The sequence below is a fragment of the Paludisphaera borealis genome, assembly GCF_001956985.1.
GTDB classification, from domain to species: Bacteria; Planctomycetota; Planctomycetia; order Isosphaerales; family Isosphaeraceae; genus Paludisphaera; species Paludisphaera borealis.
Genome location: NZ_CP019082.1, coordinates 861,668 through 878,069, shown reverse-complemented (window position 1 = coordinate 878,069; position 16,402 = coordinate 861,668). Strand labels below are relative to the sequence as shown.

At 69.2% G+C, this 16,402-nt stretch carries 10 protein-coding genes; 3 read left to right on the top strand and 7 right to left on the bottom strand.

Annotated elements, in window-relative coordinates; all coding sequences use genetic code 11:
- Positions 1–160 precede the first annotated feature (160 nt).
- The 3 genes from BSF38_RS03395 (at position 161) to hisI (ending at position 4,727) form a co-directional block, all read left to right on the top strand.
- Positions 161–2,419, top strand: a complete 2,259-nt coding sequence (locus tag BSF38_RS03395; RefSeq protein WP_076343462.1) for an SEC-C domain-containing protein — start codon at positions 161–163, stop codon at positions 2,417–2,419.
- A 104-nt stretch (positions 2,420–2,523) separates the two neighbouring features.
- Complete coding sequence (locus tag BSF38_RS03390; protein WP_076343461.1) at positions 2,524–4,293, top strand: hypothetical protein; 1,770 nt, start codon at positions 2,524–2,526, stop codon at positions 4,291–4,293.
- Positions 4,290–4,727 carry a phosphoribosyl-AMP cyclohydrolase gene (gene hisI, locus BSF38_RS03385; protein ID WP_168189300.1) on the top strand — a complete coding sequence of 146 codons (438 nt, stop codon included), beginning with the start codon at positions 4,290–4,292 and terminating at the stop codon, positions 4,725–4,727. The genes BSF38_RS03390 and hisI overlap by 4 nt, the downstream gene beginning before the upstream one ends.
- 67 nt (positions 4,728–4,794) lie before the next feature.
- On the opposite strand, the gene BSF38_RS03380 is transcribed toward hisI, so the two are convergent.
- The 7 genes from BSF38_RS03380 to uvrA form a co-directional block, all read right to left on the bottom strand.
- Positions 4,795–5,304: an FKBP-type peptidyl-prolyl cis-trans isomerase gene (locus BSF38_RS03380; RefSeq protein ID WP_210405675.1), complete on the bottom strand. Its 510-nt coding sequence runs from the start codon at positions 5,302–5,304 to the stop codon at positions 4,795–4,797.
- 383 nt (positions 5,305–5,687) lie between these two features.
- Positions 5,688–7,550 carry an ABC transporter ATP-binding protein gene (locus BSF38_RS03375; protein WP_076343459.1) on the bottom strand — a complete coding sequence of 621 codons (1,863 nt, stop codon included), beginning with the start codon at positions 7,548–7,550 and terminating at the stop codon, positions 5,688–5,690.
- A gap of 163 nt (positions 7,551–7,713) precedes the next feature.
- Positions 7,714–8,328, bottom strand: coding sequence for a hypothetical protein (locus BSF38_RS03370; RefSeq protein ID WP_076343458.1), 615 nt, complete (start codon positions 8,326–8,328; stop codon positions 7,714–7,716).
- Positions 8,325–8,657, bottom strand: a complete 333-nt coding sequence (locus BSF38_RS03365) for a PadR family transcriptional regulator (RefSeq protein WP_076343457.1) — start codon at positions 8,655–8,657, stop codon at positions 8,325–8,327. The genes BSF38_RS03370 and BSF38_RS03365 overlap by 4 nt, the downstream gene beginning before the upstream one ends.
- A gap of 102 nt (positions 8,658–8,759) precedes the next feature.
- Positions 8,760–8,993 (bottom strand): hypothetical protein, encoded by a 234-nt coding sequence (locus tag BSF38_RS03360; protein WP_076343456.1) that lies wholly within the window; start codon positions 8,991–8,993, stop codon positions 8,760–8,762.
- The gene (locus BSF38_RS03355; RefSeq protein WP_076343455.1) at positions 8,993–9,607 is read right to left on the bottom strand and encodes an ATPase; all 615 of its coding nucleotides are present in this window, start codon (positions 9,605–9,607) and stop codon (positions 8,993–8,995) included. The genes BSF38_RS03360 and BSF38_RS03355 overlap by 1 nt, the downstream gene beginning before the upstream one ends.
- 44 nt (positions 9,608–9,651) lie before the next feature.
- Complete coding sequence (gene uvrA / locus BSF38_RS03350) at positions 9,652–16,182, bottom strand: excinuclease ABC subunit UvrA (RefSeq protein ID WP_076343454.1); 6,531 nt, start codon at positions 16,180–16,182, stop codon at positions 9,652–9,654.
- Positions 16,183–16,402: the final 220 nt, after the last annotated feature.

The window sequence follows — 16,402 nt, the reverse complement described above, 5'->3', positions numbered from 1 at the left end:
ACAGGCCGAGGCCCTCGTTCACGGGTTCGGGGTCCGAACCCGTGGCACCCACGATTGGACCTGAAACGACTCGGACGGTCGGCCAGCGGCGAACCTCCAGGATCAAGCGCGACTCCACGGTAATCGCGGAGTTTGCTACTCTCCCCAAGGAATGACAACGATGGCGGCGGTCGATGCCTACTCGCCTTGCCCCTGCGGCAGCGGTCAGAAGTTCAAATGGTGCTGCCACAAGGCGGAGTCGTACGTCGATCGAGCCGAGCGGCTGGACCGCAACGGCCAGCACGAGGCGGCCCTCGCGGTCGTCAACGACGGCCTGACGAAGTACCCCGACGTCCCCTGGCTGCACATCCGCAAGGCGGTCTCGATGCTCGCGCTCGAGAAGCCGCAGGAAGCCAAGGCGGCGATCGGCGAGCTGCTCCGTCAGCACCCCGACCACCTCGGCGCCATCGTTCTGAACTTCCGCCTGATGCTCGAAACCGGCGACGTCGCCGGCGCGGTCGCGCAGTTCCAGAACGCCTTCGCCCGCGCGGCCGACGCCGCGGGCCGCACCCGGTTCGCCAGTCTGGCGGCCATGCTCGGCACCGTTCTGCCGAAGGTCGGCCTCGCCGCCTCGGCGATCAAGCACCTTGAGCTGGCCAAGTCGCTCGCCGCCCCCGACGACACGATGTGGATCGACTCGGCGCTGCCGCGCGCCCGGGCCAACCCCGCGCTCTCGGCCTGGATCAAGAACCCGTACAAGCTGTCGAGGGCCCCCGAAGGGCTCGGCGACGAGGCCCGCCGGCAGTTCGAACAGGCGATCGGCTGGGCCGATCTGGGCCAGTGGGCGCACGCGGCCTCGGCCTTCGAGCTACTGTCGGCCGACCGCGCCGCCGCCGTCGAAGCCGACCGCAACCTCGGCCTCTGCCGGCTCTGGCTGGGCGACCACCCGGGGGCGCTCGAAGCGCTCCGCCGCAGCCTGGCCGACCCCCGCGTGAAGGCCAAGCCGACGACCGACGCCGTCGACCTCGAAGCCCTCTGCCAGACGCTCGACGACCGACCGGGCGACGACCCGGTCGAGGAGGTCGAGCTGTCGTGGCCGATTCGCGACCGCGCCGGCCTGCTGACTCGCCTGGCCGCCGACAAGCGATGCGTCGAGACCGCTGGCGACGAGGACGACGAGGAAGCCGCCGCCGGCCGACCCGCGCGCTCCGAGACGTTCCTGCTGCTCGACCGGCCGAAGCTCGACGCGGCGAAGCCCGGCCTCAAGCCCGCCGACCTGCCGCTGGTCGTCGGCCAGATCGCCTTGGGGCCTGACGCCGTCACGCTGCGGACCCGCGACGACGGCCGGCTCAACGAGGCGATCGACGGTTTCACCTCGGTCGCCGACAAGACGATCCCGCCGGCGCAGCCGAGGACGAAGGTGATCGGCGCGATTCCCCGCGCCGACCTCGTGCTCGACGTCGTCTGCTTCCCGCCGTCCGACCTGCCGCCGGCCGACCGCGAGAAGCTCACCACGGCGCTCCTGTCCGATCAGATCAACAACCTCTGGCCCGAAACGCCGCTCGTCTACCTCGACGGCAAGACGCCGAACGCGGCGGCCAAGGCCGGCGGCTACGAGCTGCCGCTCCGCGCGGCGTTCCTGCTGTTCGAGGAGAGCGGCCGGCAGTGGGAGGCTCAGCCCGACTGGTCGGCGCTGCGGACCCGCCTGAAAGTCCCCGTCGAGCCGCCGATCGATCACGCCTCGGTCGTGATCGCCGACGTGCAGCTCGGCCGGCTCGCCTTGCTCGACCCCAAGCGGCTCGACGACGACCGCCTCGTCAGCCTCTATGAGCGGGCCCAGACCTGGGGCCTGCCCGACGTGCTGCTGAAGGCCGCCCGCGAGATCACCACCCGCCGCAAGCTGCTGGAGCGCGACCGGTTCCCGGTGTTCAGCGTCTACACCGACCTGGCGATGGCCGAGGCCGGCGAGCGCCGCCGCGACGCCGCCCTCGAATGGGCCCGCAAGGGGAGGGGGGTCGACCCCCAGGCCCGCCGATCGGTCGCCGCCGCCTCGTGGGACATGCTCGAACTCCAGATCCAGATGATGACCGACGAGCCCGAGACCTGGGTTCCCGAGCTGGTCGTCGTCATGAACCGCTACGAGCGCGATCAGGACGCCACCCGGCTGGTCCTCTCGCGACTGGTGCAAGCGGGCCTGATCCGCCTGACGCAGTCGGAGAACGAGTCGGAAGGCATGGTCGCCGACTCGTCGCTGCTTCAGCACTTGATCGCCCGTTACGGTCCTCGCGTGCAGACCGCGACAGGCGAAGTCGGCGTGTCGGCCACCCGCGGCGGAATCTGGACCCCCGAAGCGCCAGTCGGCGGCGGAGTCTGGACCCCCGGGTCGTCGCCGAAACCCGCCCCGGCCGACAAGCCCCGGATCATCCTCCCCGGCCAGTGAGCGAGGGCGAAGACTGTTGTAGCCGACCTACGCGAGGTCGGCCTGAAGGCAGGCGGGCCGGGGTCGCAAACCCCGGCTACAACCTTGTTGAGGGTGCCAAACGGATGACCGCCACAACCCAGAACGCGAACGAAGCGGCGGTGGCCCTCGTCCACGAAGGCTGGAACCACCTGATGTCGCAGCGTCCCCTGGCCGCCTGGGGGACCTGGCAGCGCGCCTTGCGGCTCGTCCCCGAGCTGGCCGCCGCGAAGAAAGCGCTGGCGACGCTCGAATCGGCCCACGAGCTTCCCCTGGCCGCGCGGAAGGTCTACCGGTTCCGACAGCCGAGGAACCAGGAGCAACGGCAACGCTGGGACGCCCACCTGCAAGCGGCGACGTCCGACGACCTGGAGGCCGCCGCCGCCGCGTTTGGAGCGCTCAACAACGAATTCCCGGAGGACGCCGAGGCGTGGTACAACCACGGCCTCACCCTCGCCTGGATCGGCCGCGACCGCGAGGCCGTCACCTGCCTCGACCACGTGGTGGCGATCGAATCCGACCACGACGTCGAAGGCGCCGTCGAGGCCTGGACGCTCGCTGAGGTGCTCCGCCAGGGGGGGGGCGCCGAGATCCTCGCCGACGACCTCCGGTACGCGTGCAGCCTCCCTTGGAGCGCCGACGATACGGACGCCCTGTTCGCCCTCTTCCCCGAGATCCGCCGGATTCCGACCCCGCTCGATCCGGCCCGGCTCGATCCCAAGATCACCGACCTCGAAGTCTTCGAGTGGCTCGACCGGCCGTTCCCCGCCGCCGACCGCGAGCACGTCGCCGCCTCCGAGCTGCCCCGCGTGCTGGCGACCGTCTACCTCGCGCCCGGCACGCTTCGGCTCTCCAGCCCGCGGGTCGACAGCCTCGAACAGGCCGAGGAGAAGCTCCGGCTCTTGATCGGCGACGACGTCGAGCCCGCCGAGCGCGCCGCCGCGCCGCTGCCGCTGCCGTTCCTGGACGCGGCGGTCTGGACCGTCCGGCTCCCCGAAGGCCGCGACCGGGCCGACGCCGACCGCTGGACCCGCGAAGTCGTCGAGGCGTATTACGAAGACCGCTGGATTCATCGCCCGCGCCAGAGCCTCGACGGCCTCTCGCCCCTCGCCGCCAGCCTCGACGCCCGCGCCGGCGACGACCCGATCCGCGCCAAGCTGATCGCCGTGATCCGGCTCCGCGAACAGCTCGGCGCCCGCGCCAGCTCGGTCGCGCTGTATCAAGGCTACCCGTTCGACCGCCTCCGCCGCCGCCTGGGGCTCGATCCGATCGACCCCGCGTCGGTCGATTCGACCGACCTGAGCTGCGCCGGCGCGACCGAATTGAAGGCCCTCATCCCGGCCGACATCGACGACCATCAGCTCGTCGAAGCGTTCCTCTCAGCCGTCGGCCTGCGCGACGATTCGGTCGCCGCGCCGCTCGCCGAGGAGCTGCTGCGACGGCGCCCCGAGGGCCTGCGACGGGTCGCCGCCGACGAGCTGTGCGCCTGCCTCGTCCGCCGCGCCATGCAGAGCCAGCGGCCCGAAACGGCCCTCGACTGGATCGACCAGATCCGGCCGCTGGGCCAGCCCGGCCAGCAGCGCACGCTCGACGTCTGGCGGGCCGAAGTCCTCGCCCGCGCCGACCGCCCCGACGAGGCGAGCCGCGTCTACCGCGACCTGACCGCCGGCTCGACCGCCGGCGACCGCGCCCGGCTCGCGCTCGACGCCGCCGAAACCCTCATCGACAACGACCACGCCGAGGCCGCCCACGACTTCCTCCGCGAAGCCATCCAGCTCGCCGGCCCGATCGGCCTCCGCGGCGTCGGCCGCCGCGCCGAACGTCACCTGCTCCACGCCACGAGACGATCGCCATGAACGCTGACACGAATATGGACGTGAAGACGACTGCGAAGATCAACCTCCCGGCAGAACTCGGCTGGGACGCCGACGGCCTGCTCCCCGCGATCGTCCAGGACGCCGAGAACGGCGAGGTCTTGATGATGGCCTGGATGGACGAGCCCGCGCTGCGGAAGACGCTCGAAACCGGCCTGACCCATTTCTACTCGCGGTCGCGGAAGCGGTCGTGGATGAAAGGCGAGACCTCGGGCCACGTCCAGACGGTCGAATCGATCGCCATCGACTGCGACGCCGACGTCCTGCTCATCAAGGCCCGCCAGGTCGGCGGCGCCTGCCACGAAGGCTACCGCACCTGCTTCTTCCGCCGCCTCACCCCCGACGGCGGCCTCGAAACCCTCGGCGTCCCCGTCTTCGACGCCCACGCCGTCTACGCCCCGCCGCCGAGCGAGTGAATCGGCGGTCGGCCGCCCTCTCCCGAAGGAGAAAGCGGACGCGCCCACACATCTTAATGCGGCGTTCTTACTTGACCTTGAGCAGCTCGACCTCGAAGAAGAGGGTCGCTTTCGGCGGGATGCCGCCGGGGTGGCCGCGATCGCCGTAGCCGAGCTTGGAGGGGATGAGCAGCTCGCGTTTGCCGCCGACCTTCATCGACAGCACGCCCTCGTCCCAGCCGGCGATGACCCGCTTCGTGCCGATCGGGAACTCGAACGGATCGCCGCCGACCGAGCTGTCGAACTGCTCGCCCTTCTTGCCGTCTTCCCAGAGCCAGCCGGTGTAATGCATCACGCAGGTCTGGCCCTTCTCGGGCTTCGCGCCGGTCCCTTCCTTGGTGTCGCGATATTCGAGGCCGCTGTCGGTCTTCGTCATCTTCTTCTCCTTGGCTTTGTCTTTGCTGTCGTCCTTCGCGCCGGTCGACTTGACCTTGGCGTCCTGGGCTTGGACCGAAGCCGGGGCCGAGAGCGCGGTCAGCAGGACGGCCGATGTGAGGGCCGCGGCCAAGCTCAGGCCCAGCGTCGTCTTGACGGTCATCAACGGAGAGACTCCTCGACGGTGATTCGGATTTCCGCCCCCCGATCCAATCGAGACCGGGGGCGCGACTGCCGCCGACCGTACCATATCGACCCGCCGGCTGGGAATGGCGCCCGGCCACGATGTCCATAGCGCCCACACACTTTGTTCTCTCCGGCAACGGCCGAAAAGCCGTTTTTCCGACTCCTTTTTCACTCCAAACTGATATTCTATTCTTACAGTGGTCTATGGACAGAACCAAAAAACCATCGCTAACTCATTAGCCTGCAACTCTTTGCGCTGTCCATAGTTCGTCAGGGAGCCAGGGACGCATCTATGGACGTCGACACGACCGCCACAACCCATGCAACCGTCGCGACCGAATCCGCATGCGGATCATGTGTTCACTCGCCGACGACGTGCGTGAGCGAGCGGGTTTGCTGCTGGAAGGCGTCGGCGTAGCGCCGGCCGAGGGCGACGAGCTGGTCGTGACTGCCGCGTTCGACGATCCGGCCGTGGTCGAGGACGACGATCTGGTCGCACCGTCGGACCGACGAAACTTTATGCGAGACGACCACGCAGGTCCGCCCCGGCAGACGGCGGTCGAGCGCGTTCTGGATGCGGGCCTCGGTCTCGGCGTCGAGGGCGCTCGTGCAATCGTCCATCAGCAGCACGGCCGGGTCGACGAGGATCGCGCGGGCCAGCGCCAGCCGCTGCCGCTGGCCGCCCGACAGCGAATACCCGCGCTCGCCGACCGGCGTGTCGAGCCCCTTCGGCAGGCCGTCGACCATCGCCGCGAGGTCGGCGATCTCGAGCGCCTGGCGAATCTCGTCGAGCGTGGCGTCGGGCTTCGCATAAAGCAAATTCGATCGAATCGTGCCCTCGAAGAGGAGGGCCTGCTGCGGCACCAGCGCGACGGCGCGGCGGAGGTCGGCGAGCTTCAAATCACGGACGTCGACGCCGTCGAACCGGACCGCGCCGGAACCCTCGGCCACGTCGTAAAGCCGGGGCGCAAGGGCCAGCAGCGTCGACTTCCCCGCGCCGCTGGGGCCGAGCACGCCGACGCGCGAGCCCGGCTCGATCGTCAGGTTCAGGCCGTCGAGGATCATCGCGGGAGGGGCGTCGGATCGGGCCTCGTCATCGGCTTCGGTCTCGTCCTCGGCCTTGCGGCGGCGGCCGTAGGTGAAGCGGACGTTCTGAAATTCGAGCTTGCCGCGCGGGGCGACGATCGGCCGGGCGTCGGGGCGGTCGCGGATCGGCTCGGGCTCGTCGAAGATCTCGTAGAGCCGTTCGAGCGAGACCTGCGTCGACAGGGCCGTCGCCTGGAACTGCGTCAGCCGGACGATCGGCGCGTAGAGCTGGCCGATGAGCGCGTAGAACGCCAGCAATTCGCCCACGCTGATCACCCCCCGGCCGACCAGGACGATCCCGTAGCCGACGACGAAGACCGTCCCCAGCCCGCTGATCAGCGTGGCGATCGCCGCCAAGGTCGCGGCGGCCCGCGTGTTGGCCCAAGAAAGCGCCCGGTGGGCGTCGATCCGCTCGTCGAGGGCCGCCAGCTCGGCGTCCTCCTTCGCGAACGACCGGACCACGCGAACCGCCGACACGCGCTCACTTAAAAGTGCGTATAAAGCCGAGATCTGAGCACGGATCTGGTCTGATAGCAGCCGGAGCCGCTTGAAGAAGAACGCCTGGTTGAGCGCGTAGAGCGGCACGGCGACCATCGCCGCGAGGGCCAGCCGCCACTGGAGCCAGAACAAGACGCCGGTGATCGCGACGGCCAGAATCAGGTCGCTGAGGAGCTGGATCACGCCGCTGCGGACGAACATCAGCACGCCGCCGACGTCGCTGGTCACGCGGGCCATCAGCCGGCCGGTCTGCTGGCTGTCGAAATACGCCATCGGCAGCCGCATCAATTTTTGATGCAGCGCCCCGCGGATCTCGCGGACGACCTCCTGGCTGATCCTCCCCATCGCCGACGCCGTCCACCACGACAACACCGACCGCGCCAGGTGCAGCCCGATCGTCGCGGCGAGCGCCAGCACGATCGCCCGCCCGACCGCCTCGCGCGAGGGCGCCCCCGGGCCCGCCTTCGACCACGCCACCAGTTGATCGACGACCCACCCCTGCAACAGCGGCGCCGGCAGCAGCATCACCGACTGCACCAGCAACCCCAGCAGCGCCGCGCCGATCTCCCACCGGTACGGCCGCAGGAAGTCCCGTTCCAGCCGCCAAAGCACCCCGCGCCCCTCGTCTTGCTCCGTCATCGCCCCCCCCTCTCCCTTGACGGTAGGCCGATCGGGGCGTGGTTTCAAGAGGCGTTTCAACCTCGACCAAGCGCCGGGTGGCTGTGGCAGACGCTACAGGAGGGATGGCCTGGCGCTCGCCTCTGTGGCATTCTGCCACAGCCACCCGGCCGCCGGCCGGAGATCAAATATTCGAAACCAGGAACAGCACGCACGACGCCCCAGCCAGGCACGACAGGCAGCCGGCGGCCGCGCCGACAACAGCCCAGACATTGCTCAGCCGCGACAGGATCGCCAGGAAGATGCTGGCGGCGCCGCCGATCACCATGAACACCCCGCCGCCAAAGCCAGCGGCGAGGAGCGGAATCTCGTTGTTCAACATGATGGTGATCGGGTAGGACAACATGATTAGCACGCTCATCGCCAACGAGCACAACCCAAGGATGCCGCTGAGCTGGGCGAATCGTCCGTGATCTAGGGCCGCGAGCGTGTGCACCACGTGATGCGGTGGCGTCCGCACCGGCGCTCCCGTCGCGTACTCTTCCGGACCTTCCGACAAGTACGCTTCGGGCGGATCGAGGCGGCTGAGGACGGCTAGGACGTCGTCGCGCGACGGCTCGACGCCAGGGCCGCAGCGGTCGTTCAGCAGCTCGTGGATGCGGCCCTCGACCTCGCCGACGACGTTGAGCCGCTCCTGCCGCGAGACCCGGCCCAGCAGCGCCCGGTCGATCGCGTCGAGCCGGGCGTCGATCATCGTCTGCAATGATCCCGAAACCACCGTCATGTCGATCGTGCTCATCCCCGCACTCCTTTGAGTAAATTCGACAGGCTGTCCGTGACCGTCCGCCAGCTCCCTGCCATCGCGTCGAGCCGCCGTCGTCCCTCGCCTGTCAGCCGATAATACCGCCGCGTCGGGCCGGCCGGCGACGGCTCGGTCCGGATCGCCAGCAGGCCCTCGCGGGCCAGCCGCGCCAGCACCGGATACACCGTGCTCTCCGAGAACTGGAGTCCCGAAAGCCCCTGAAGCCGCTCCACGATCCCGTACCCGTACGCCTCCCCCTCGGCGATCGTCGCCAGCACCGCCAGCTCCACGATCCCCTTCCGCAACTGCGTCTCCCAGGGACTCATCGCGAACCATCCTCTCCTTCGTACATCTACAACGCAATACACAGTAGCGGTTCGTGCGGGGATGTCAAGACGTCAGATCGCTCGATCAGAGGACGCCCGTGTTCAGCGATCCGGCTCGTCGTCCTCGTCCGGTTCGTCCTCGTCGCGGACCGTGCCGTCGTCGTTGATCGCCTCGGCGGGGATGTACGCGACCTTGCCGTTCTTCCAGACGACCAGCGGCAAACCGGCTCGCTTGTGCTGGATCGCGGCGGCGCGAGCGGCTTCCTCGAGCGCCTCTTCGATCGGAGTCACTTCCGCGAAGATCCGGGCGATATCGACCTTGGGCTTGTCACTCATCAGCTCCCTCCCGCTTCGCACTCGATGCGACGCCACACTTTCGGCAGCCTCACGGCCTCGATCTTCGCGCCGGAGCCGTGGGCGACGAGCCGTAGCTCCAGGCTCTTCGCATTATTATAGACCTGCCAGCTCGTCGCGATCGGTCGGTAGAGCGTCTGGAAATTCTGGATTCCGGCGGCGTATCGCCTTCGGATCGTCTCTTCCGGCACGTCGTGACCGCCTTGACGCACCCGGTCGGCGACGCGCGCGACGGCCAGGTCGGCCGACGGCAGCCAGAGGAAGACGAGGTGAAACTCGTAGCCGTCGGCGATCAGCGATTTCAGCCAGGGGGCGAACGAGCGGGTGGCGAGCGTCGTCTCGAACGCGAAATCTTCTCGGTCGGCCGCCAGCTCTTTCAGCCGAGCGAGCATGATTCGGCCCGCCTGCATGGCCACGGTCTCGGGGGCGAAGCCGGCCAGTCCCCGGGCGATCGCATCGGCGTTGACAAACGCGTTCACGGCCAGCCTCCCGTGCAAAAGCGCGGGGGCGGTCGTCGATTTCCCCGCCCCGTTCGGCCCGGCCAGCACGATCACGTTGGGCGGTCGCTCAGGCTGGCGGACGGTATCGGCGGACATCGCTCCTCGCTCATTTCGAGATCAACAAACGACGGGGGGCGGCTTCACAGATCCGCAGCGCGTTTGAGCTTGGCTTTCGGCTTGGCGGGCTGGTCGCGGCGGGCGTGGGCGGCGACGGCGAGGGTGAGGAAGTCGTCGAAGGCCGGGGTCTGGAAGTCGTCGAGTCCGTGGCCGGTGAGAGTGATTTCCTGATAGCCGGGGTGCTCGGCGAACCGCATCCGGGGGGCGTCGGAGAGGACCGGAGTGGCGCACTCGGAGAACGGGACGAGGGCGAGCAGGCCGGCGAGGGTCTTCTCCTTGAACGTCCGGCGCGGGATGCAGAACCGCAGGGTGACGATCCACTCGCCCGAGGTCGTGGCGTGGAAGAACGGGGCGCCGAGCGACGTTTCGGGATCGGCGGCGACGATCCGGACCACCCCGCGCTCGTTCCAGTCGGCCGGCGCGAGGTCGCCGCCGGTGAGCTTGGCGACCTTGTCGACGATCCGCGACAGGATGCGGCCGTCCCACCGCGCGGGGCGGCCGGTGCGGGCCGTCCGCGTCTCGGTGTGCCACTTCCGGCCGTCGCGCTCCCAGGGCGCCAGGGCCGTGGTCGTCGACTCGTCGACGTGAATCGACGCGGTTGCTTTCGACTTCGCCGCCCCCTTCGCCTTCGGCGCGGCCTTCGCGGGCCCCCTGGCCGCGAGCCGGGCGGCCTTGGCTTCCTCGGCGGCCTTGCGGGCGGCCTCCTTGGGGTCGTACCGGGGTCGCTCGGCGTGAGGGCCGGCTGCGAGCAGCTCGCGGAGGAACTTCGACGTATATCCGCGCTTGCATTTCGAGACGTCTTCAGGCGTCCCCTCGGCGACCAGTTCGCCGCCGCCGTGGCCCGCTTCGGGGCCGAGGTCGAGAAGCCAGTCGGCCGTCTTGATCACCTCCAGGTTGTGCTCGATGACGACCACGGTGTTGCCGAGGTCCGACAGTCGGTGGATCACGTCGAGCAGCTTGCGGACGTCGTCGAGGTGCAGGCCGGTGGTCGGCTCGTCGAGGATGTAAAGGGTCCGGCCGGTGTCCGGCCGCGCGAGTTCGGCGGCCAGCTTCACGCGCTGGGCCTCGCCGCCGGAGAGCGTCGGCGCCGACTGGCCGAGGGGCAGGTAGCCGAGGCCGACGTCGTGCAACGTCTGCAAGATCTTCTTGATCCGGGGCGTGTTCGCGAACAGTTCGAGGGCCTGGTCGACCGACATGTCGAGCACGTCGGCGATCGACTTGCCGCGAAACTGGACGGCCAACACCTCGGGGACGAACCGCTTGCCGCCGCACGAGTCGCAGGTGATCCAGACATCGGGCAAGAAGTGCATCTCGATGCGTTTCTTGCCGGCGCCCTCGCACGCCTCGCACCGGCCGCCGGCCATGTTGAAGCTGAACCGCCGGCTCGTGTACCCGCGCACCTTGGCCTCGGGGAGCTTGGTGTACAGGTCGCGGACCAGGTCGAAAACGCCCGAGTAGGTCGCGGCGGTCGAGTTCGGCGTGCCGCCGATGGGCGATTGATCGACGCTGATGACCTTGTCGACCTGACCGAGGCCGTCGACCGACTCGACCGCGCCGGGGGTCGTCTGCGCCCGGTGCAAGAGCCGGGCGGCGGTCTTCCAGAGCACGTCCTCGACGAGCGAGCTTTTGCCCGAGCCCGACACGCCGGTGACGACCGTCACGACGCCGAGCGGGATGCGGACGTCGAGGTCCTTCAAATTGTGCTGCCGCGCGCCCCGGATCGTGATCGCGCCGACGCCGGACTCGGGACCGGCGGGGCGGCGGTTGGTGGGCACGGGGATGGCCGTCGCGCCGCTGAGGTAGCGGCCGGTGAGCGAATCCGGGTTGGCGCGGACGGCCTTGGGCGTGCCGCTGGCGGTGACTTCGCCGCCGAACCGGCCCGAGCCGGGGCCGAAGTCGATCAGGTGGTCGGCCGCCTCGATGATCTCGCGGTCGTGCTCGACGAGGACCAGCGTGTTGCCCAGGTCGCGGAGCCGCTTGAGCGCGCCCAGCAGGCGGTTGTTGTCGCGCGGGTGGAGGCCGATTGTCGGCTCGTCGAGGACGTACAAGACGCCCGTCAGGCCGCTGCCGATCTGGCTGGCGAGCCGGATGCGCTGGCTTTCGCCGCCGGAGAGCGTGGGCGTGCCCCGGCCGAGCGAGAGGTAGTCGAGCCCGACTTCGACGAGGAACGACAGCCGTTCGCGGACCTCGCGGACGAGGTCGCCGGCGATGTGCTGCTGGTCGGCCGTGAGCGAAAGCCCCTCGAAGAACTGGAGCGACTGGCCGAGCGGCCATCGGCTGATCTGGTCGAGCGTCCAGCTCTCGAACCGAACCGCCGCCGCGTCGTCGCGGAGCCTCGCCCCCATGCACGACGCGCACGGCACGTCGTCGACCATGCCTTGCAACTTATATCTGTACACGAACGAGACCCGCGCCGCCTCCTCGATCGCCGGGAACAATCCCTTATATTGGAATGAGAAGCCGGGTTCGCGGCCGGCGGCGGGGACGACGTACCAGGCGTTCTCCTTGCCGTGGAGGATCGTGCGGCGGTGGCGGCCTTCGAGGTCGTCGAACGGAAGGTCGAGGTCGATGGCCTCGGCCTTCGCCATCGCCTCGATCATCCGGGCGAACAGCGGATTCTCCGCGAGTTTCGGCCAGACGGCGACGGCCCCGGCGCGGAGGCTGCGAGACGGGTCGGGGATCAGGATCGCCGGGTTCGCCCCGTGCTGGACGCCCAGCCCCTCGCAGACCGGGCACCAGCCGAGCGGGCTGTTGAACGAGAAGTGGTGGGGCGAAAGCTCCTCGAAGCTCCGCCCGCAGCCGTCGCACGAGCGGTGCTGGCTGTAGCGGTCGACGGGCCAGCGGGCCTCGTCGTCCTCGTCGCCGACGCGGGCGACGTGCACCACCCCCTTGCCCAGATCGAGCGCCGATTCGACCGAGTCGGCCAGCCGCGAGCGGGTCGACCGGCGGACGATCGCGCGGTCGACGACGACCTCGACCTTGTGCTTGCGGCGTCGGCTGAGCTTCGGCGGCGAATCGAGATCGACCGACGCGCCGTCGACCCGGACCCGCGCGAAGCCCGTGGCTTTCAAGCTTTCCCACAGATCTTCATACGTCTCATTGTCCCGGCGCTCGATCGGCGCCATGACGTAGACGCGGCTCCCCTCGGGGAGGTGGAGGATCTTCTCGACGACCTCGTCGGCCGACTGCGTGCCGATCTCGGCGCCGCAGTCGGGGCAGAACGGGCGGCCGAGCCGGGCCATCAAGATGCGCAAGTAGTCGTGGATCTCGGTCACGGTTCCGACCGTCGATCGCGGGCTCTTGCTGGTCGTCTTCTGCTCGATGCTCACGGCCGGCGAGAGGCCGCTGATCCGCTCGACGCGCGGCTTCTGCAACGGCGCGAGGAACTGCCGGGCGTAGCTCGACAGGCTCTCGACGTACCGCCTTTGGCCTTCGGCGTACAGCGTGTCGATCGCCAGCGAGCTCTTGCCCGAGCCGCTCGGGCCGGTGCAGACGGTCATCTTGTGGCGCGGGACGTCGACGTCGATCCCCTTCAAATTGTGCTGCCGCGCGCCCCGCACGGCGATCGCGTCGAGCCCTTCTTCCGACGACTTCGACTTCTTCGATTTCGACTTCTTCGTCTTCGTCTCGATCTGGCCGACGCGCCGCGAGGGGTCGGGGTGAAGCACGCGCTGGAGGGCGGCGCCGGTGTGGCTTCCGGCGACGGCGGCAACGGTTTCGGGCGTCCCCTCGGCGACGATCCGGCCCCCTCCGGCGCCCCCTTCGGGGCCGAGGTCGATGAGCCAGTCGGCGGTCTTGACGACGTCGAGGTTGTGCTCGACGACGACGACCGTGTTGCCCTGCCGCTTGAAGCCGTGGAGCACGTCGAGCAGCTTGCGGACGTCGTCGAAGTGCAGGCCGGTCGTCGGTTCGTCGAGGATGTAAAGGGTCTTGCCGGTCCCCCTGCGGACGAGTTCGCGGGCGAGCTTGATACGCTGGGCCTCGCCGCCGGAGAGGGTCGGCGACGCCTGGCCGAGCTTGAGGTAGTCGAGCCCGACGTCGTGCAAGGTCTGGAGCATCAGGGCGATCTTGGGGACGTTGGCGAAGTGCTCGAGCGCCTCTTGCACGTCCATGTCGAGGACGTCGCTGATGCTCTTTCCTTTATAGCGCACGTGCAGCGTTTCGCGGCTGAACCGCTTGCCGTCGCAGACCGGGCAGACGACCCAGACGTCGGCGAGGAAGTCCATCTCCAGCTTGTTCGAGCCGTTCCCCTCGCAGGCCTCGCACCGGCCGCCGGGGACGTTGAAGCTGAACCGCCCCGGCTGGTAGCCGCGCGCCCGCGAGTCCGGCAGCTTGGCGTAAAGGTCGCGGACCAGATCCCATAATTTGATGTACGTCGCTGGATTCGACCTCGGAGTTCGACCGATCGGCGACTGATCGATGTCGATGACCTTGTCGAGCTGGTCGACGCCGTCGATCCGATCGTGCGCGCCGGGGACGCTCTGCGCTCCGTTCAGATCGCGGGCGAGGGCGTCGCGGAGGATGTCGCTGACGAGCGAGCTTTTGCCCGAGCCCGACACGCCGGTGACGACCGTCAAGAGCCCCAGCGGGATCGAGACGTCGATACCTTTCAAATTGTGATGCCAGGCGCCCCGGACGACCACGGCGCGGCCGTCGGGGGCTTTGCGGTCGACGGGGACCTCGATCCGGGCCGCGCCCGAGAGGTAGGCGCCGGTGAGGCTGGCCTTCGATTTCGAGACGGTTTCGAGGTCGCCCTGCGCGACAACCTCGCCCCCTTTGACCCCGGGTCCGGGGCCGAAGTCGACGAGCCAGTCAGCGGCGCGCATGGTGTCTTCGTCGTGCTCGACGACGATGACCGTGTTGCCGACGTCGCGGAGCCGCTGCAAGGTGGCGATCAGCCGGTCGTTGTCGCGCGGGTGGAGGCCGATCGAGGGCTCGTCGAGGATGTAGAGCACCCCCACGAGCCCCGCGCCGACCTGGCTGGCCAGCCGGATGCGCTGGGCCTCGCCGCCGGAGAGGGTCGGCGCCGAGCGGTCGAGCGCGAGGTAGTGCAGGCCGACGTCGTTGAGGAACCCGAGCCGACCGCGAATCTCCTTGAGCAGCTCGTCGGCGATCGTCCGCGAAACGGCGTCGAGGGGCGAGAAGCCCTCGGGCGCTCCGGCCGCGGCGGGCGAGCCCGCGAGGGCGTCGAAGAAGCCCTTGACCTGGCCGATCGGCTGGCCGCCGAGGTCGACGAGCGTCTTGCCGCCGACCCGGACGGCCCGGGCGCGCGGGTTCAGCCGGGTCCCCTTGCAGTCGGGGCAGGGCATGCTGCGCATGTACGGCTCAAGCTGGGCCTTGGCGATTCCGCCGGTCGCCTTCTTGTAGCGGTCGAGCATGTCGACGCCCACGCCGGCCCATTTCTCGACGTGCGACGACACCTTCCCGCGACTCCTCCAACGGCAGACGATCGGCCGGTCTCCCGCGCCGTGGAGCCAGACGTCGCGCCACCGGGGGTCGAGCTTGGCCCACGGCCCCTTGAGCATCGCGCCCTTGGGCGGGCCGTCGGCGTCGGCCTCGAAGTTCGCGGCGACGCCTTCAAATATGTGCCGACGCCACTTACCGATCCCCTTGACCGCGCCCAGCGGGACGATCGCGCCGTCCCAGACCGACAACGACGGGTCGGGGACGAGCAGGTCGGGGTCGAAATCGTGCCGCACGCCCAGGCCGTCGCACGACGGGCACATCCCCTGCGGGCTGTTGAAGCTGAACAACTGCGGGCTCGGCGGGTCGAAGCCGATCCCGCAATGCGCGCAGGCGTGGTGGGCCGAAAGCATCAGGTCGGGCCGCCCCTCGATCGCCACGACGAGCGTGCCGTCGCCGAGCTTCAAGGCCTGCTCGACGGCCTCGGCCAGCCGCGCCCGGGCCGTCTCGACGGCCGTCGCCTTGAGACGGTCGATCACGACCTCGATGTCGTGCTTGATCTGGCGGTCGAGCGCCAGGTTGGACGAAAGCTCGTGAACCACGCCGTCGACCCGCGCCCGCACGTAGCCGGCCTTGGCGAGGTCGACGAACAGGTCCTTATATTCGCCCTTCTGACCGCGCACGACCGGGGCGAGGACGCTGAAGGCCGTGCCCGCCGGGAGGTCGAGGATCCGCGCGATGATCTGCTCGCGGGTCTGCGCGGCGACGGGGCGGTCGCAGTTCGGGCAGTGCCCCTGGCCGACCCGGGCGAACAGAACGCGGAGATAGTCGTTGATCTCGGTGATGGTGCCGACCGTCGAGCGGGGGTTCCGGCCGCCGGTCTTCTGCTGGATCGAGATCGACGGCGACAGCCCCTCGATCCGGTCGACCTGCGGCTTGGGCATCTGCCCCAGGAACTGCCGCGCGTAGCTCGAAAGGCTCTCGACGTACCGCCGCTGCCCCTCGGCATACAGCGTGTCGAAGGCCAAGGAACTCTTCCCCGAGCCCGACACCCCCGTCAGGCAGATCAACCTTCCGCGCGGCAGCGTGAGCGACACGTCCCGCAAATTATGCTCGCGCGCGCCCCGGATCACCACGTCCGATGCAGCCATCCCTGGAAAGCCCCCCCGACCGCCCTCATCGATAAAGACCACCCCGAGGTAGTATACACGCGTCCGCCATCGGTTGTCCATCGGTAGCGAGAACTCGGTGCGCGCGGCTGCCGTCGCCGTCGTCGACGCGTTCGGCGGCGGCCGAAATTCGGCCGAATCTCCCCGGATCGCGAGCTAGACTCCGATCAGACGAGATGCCTCTGAGATTGCTTGTGCGAGG

Coding starts and splice junctions, on each gene's coding strand:
- BSF38_RS03395 (WP_076343462.1), top strand. CDS start 161: ATGGCGGCGGTCGATGCCTACTCGCCTTGCCCCTGCGGCAGCGGTCAG.
- BSF38_RS03390 (WP_076343461.1), top strand. CDS start 2,524: ATGACCGCCACAACCCAGAACGCGAACGAAGCGGCGGTGGCCCTCGTC.
- hisI (WP_168189300.1), top strand. CDS start 4,290: ATGAACGCTGACACGAATATGGACGTGAAGACGACTGCGAAGATCAAC.
- BSF38_RS03380 (WP_210405675.1), bottom strand. CDS start 5,304: ATGACCGTCAAGACGACGCTGGGCCTGAGCTTGGCCGCGGCCCTCACA.
- BSF38_RS03375 (WP_076343459.1), bottom strand. CDS start 7,550: ATGACGGAGCAAGACGAGGGGCGCGGGGTGCTTTGGCGGCTGGAACGG.
- BSF38_RS03370 (WP_076343458.1), bottom strand. CDS start 8,328: ATGAGCACGATCGACATGACGGTGGTTTCGGGATCATTGCAGACGATG.
- BSF38_RS03365 (WP_076343457.1), bottom strand. CDS start 8,657: ATGAGTCCCTGGGAGACGCAGTTGCGGAAGGGGATCGTGGAGCTGGCG.
- BSF38_RS03360 (WP_076343456.1), bottom strand. CDS start 8,993: ATGAGTGACAAGCCCAAGGTCGATATCGCCCGGATCTTCGCGGAAGTG.
- BSF38_RS03355 (WP_076343455.1), bottom strand. CDS start 9,607: ATGTCCGCCGATACCGTCCGCCAGCCTGAGCGACCGCCCAACGTGATC.
- uvrA (WP_076343454.1), bottom strand. CDS start 16,182: ATGGCTGCATCGGACGTGGTGATCCGGGGCGCGCGCGAGCATAATTTG.